2 protein-coding genes are annotated in these 2,828 nt (G+C 64.5%); both read right to left on the bottom strand.

Translation table 11 applies throughout. The annotated features are described in order from the left end of the window. Positions 1-250 precede the first annotated feature (250 nt). Entirely contained in the window at positions 251-2,191 is a 1,941-nt protein-coding gene (locus VMX79_12650; protein ID HUV87947.1) for a serine hydrolase domain-containing protein, read from the bottom strand. Between the two features lie 81 nt (positions 2,192-2,272). Then, a partial coding sequence (locus VMX79_12645; GenBank protein ID HUV87946.1) for a hypothetical protein occupies positions 2,273-2,828 on the bottom strand: 556 nt, incomplete at its 5' end.

Below are 2,828 nucleotides of genomic sequence, written 5' to 3'. Positions count from 1 at the left end.
ACCTCGAGCGGGTCGGCCCAAACGCCCGTCGGCGCCGCCGCGGCCGGGGGCGGTTCGACGCCGAAGGCCGCCGTCGCGAGGACTACTACTACGGCCACCACGGCCAAGGCCGCCATATTAACGTTCGCAAGCTTTTTCATGATACCTCCGTTTGTTGCCTTCGGTCGCCATACGCCGGCTCTATTGCAAATACTGCTCGCTCGCCTTCGCGCGTGCCCGCGCCGTACCCCGCAACCAGGCGACCAACGCGTTAATACCTGAAGCCCAGCAGGTTCCAGTAATTCAACCACAGCACGAACGCCGCCGCGGCCGCCGCTACCAGCGTATAGTGCACGCGGCCGGGGACGCGCCAGAACCCCTTGACCCACGCCACGACGGCCAGGACGACGACAGCTGCGGCCAACGCCGTAGTAACGATTGAAATCACCAGCGCCACCTTTAACGCGGCCGGCAAGCCGTAGAGGATGCCCACCGGGTCGAAGAAGCGCAACACGATAACGACGAAGACGACGTTTAGAAAGCTCAACCCCCACGCGCACAGTCGCGCCAGCCGCGCGAGGAATGGGTCGCGAGGGCGTTGTCGGCGGCGGCCTAGAAACCAGCCCAGCGGCCAGATGAATATCGCCGACAGGAAGAGCGCCTGGCACGCGGCCCGCACGAAGCGGTGAAACGACGCCGCCTGATACCACGGAACCCGGACCAGCGCGTTCGTGGGGTCGTTCTCGAAGAAGGCGTACTTGACCCGGCCCCGCTCGTCCGCGCGGAAGACCAGTTTATCGCCCAACGTCCCGTCGGCCTCGACGCGGCGGAACGTCCCCGGCTCAAGCTCCACGTATCGGCACGGCGGCCGGCCCAACCCGCCCGGGGCGAGCAGATACCCGTCCGGCGTCACCTTTACCGTGGGCGGGTATAAAAATGTCATGAACTTCAGCAGGCGGGTGGAAACGCGCCGTGATATTACGTAAGAACCGGCATAGGGCGCCGCGGCGCGGGCCGCCCCCGGCCCGGGCTCAGGCGCCGGTTTCTTGGTCGCGGGGAAATACCGGTCCGCGAACGCGTACAATAAATCGAGGCGCGCGAAGGCGCCGTCGAAGCTGTTGTACGAGACGAAGACGCCGACGTCGTGTTCCGGAAACAACGCTAGGGCGGTATGGAAGTGAATGGTATCGCCGCCGTGCCAAATGACGCGTTCGCCGTTGAGCGTCATTTCCGTAAAGCCGTGGGCCCAGCCGTTTACGCGCGGGTCGGCGGTGAAGAGGTGTCGGTGCATCTCGCGGGCCGCGGCCTCCCCCAGAATGCGGCTCGAGCCGTAGCGGCCGTCCTCCAAATGGGCCAACATAAAGCGCGCCATGTCCGTCGCCGGAGCGCTTAGCGAGGCCGCGGGATACTGCTGCTGCCATTCGAAGTCCTGCGGCTCGAAGAGGCCGTCACCATACTTGTACCCCACCGCCACGTCAGGCTCGAGCGCGGCCGGCAGCGGCTCGCGGAACGTGCTGCGCCCCATACCCAGCGGCTCGAAGATATGTTGCTCCACGTATCGCTCGAACGGTACGCCCGCGACCCTTTCCACAATGTAGCCGGCCAGCGCGGCACCGTAATTCGAGTAGGCCGGAACCTCGCCCGGGGGGTAAATACGCGCCGGAACGTCTCCCTTTATGTACGTTGCCAAGGGCTTGAGGTCCTTCGCGCGGTTTACGTATACGTCGGTAGGCGTATCCTCGAAACCCGACGAGTGCGTCATGAGATTTGCCAACGTTATCGGCTTGCCGAAGGCCGGCGGTATCCGGAGATCGCCCAAATATTCATTTACGTCGGCGTTGAGGTCCAGCTTGCCCTTCTCCACCAACTGCATCACCGCGGTCCAGGTGAAGAGCTTGGATACCGAGGCGAGGCGAAAGAGGGTCCGGTCCGCGACTACGGGCCGGTGCGTCGCCAAATCGGCGTAGCCGTACCCTTTCGCGAAGAGAAGCTCGCCGTCGGCTACGACCGCGACCGTCGCCCCCGGGATGTGGTAAGACTTGAGCTGTTCCGCCATCACGCCGTCGACGAAGGCCTCCACCTCGAGGGGGTCGGCCCAAACGCCCGTCGGCGCCGCCGCGGCCGGGGGCGGTTCGGCGCCGAAGGCCGCCGTTGCAAATATGACGACGCCTACGGCCAAGGCCGCCGTAACAAAATTAGCAAACGTTTTCATGATACCTCCGTCTTTTTAATTCGGTTGCCTAGGGTCACGCCGCCAGCCCGCGCCCTAACCGGCGAGCAAATCGCCAACGCGTTAATACTTGAAACCCAGCAGGTTCCAGTAATTCAACCACAGTACGAACGCCGCCGCGGCCACCGCTACCAGCGCATAGTGCACGCGGCCGGGGACGCGCCAGAACCCCTTGACCCACGCCACGACGGCCAGGACGACGACAGCTACGGCCACTATGGTGGTAATGATCGGAAGCGCCAACGCCGCTTTCAAACCGGCCGACACGCCGTAGGGTGCATCCGCCAACCCCAGGAAATACGTCACGACGGCGACGAGGAAAACGACGTTCAAAAAGCTCAACCCCCACGCGCAAAATCGCGCCACGCGCGCGAGGAGCGGGTCGCGGGCGCGCTGCCGGCGGCGGCCTAACAACCAGCCCACCGGCCACGTGAATATCGCCGACAGAAAGAGCACCAGGCACGCGCCCAGCACGAACCGGTGAAACGGCGCGGCCCCATACCACGGAACTCTCATCAGTACGTTGGTGGGGTCGTTCTCGAAGAAGGCGTACTTAACGCGGCCGCGCTCGTCCAACCGGAAGACCAGCTTGTCGCCCAACGTACCGTCGGCCTCGACG

This window comes from bacterium (genome assembly GCA_035529855.1).
In the GTDB taxonomy this organism is placed as follows: domain Bacteria; phylum RBG-13-66-14; class B26-G2; order WVWN01; family WVWN01; genus WVWN01.
Note: the sequence above shows the minus strand (reverse complement) of the source record. Positions and strands in the feature narration are given on the sequence as shown.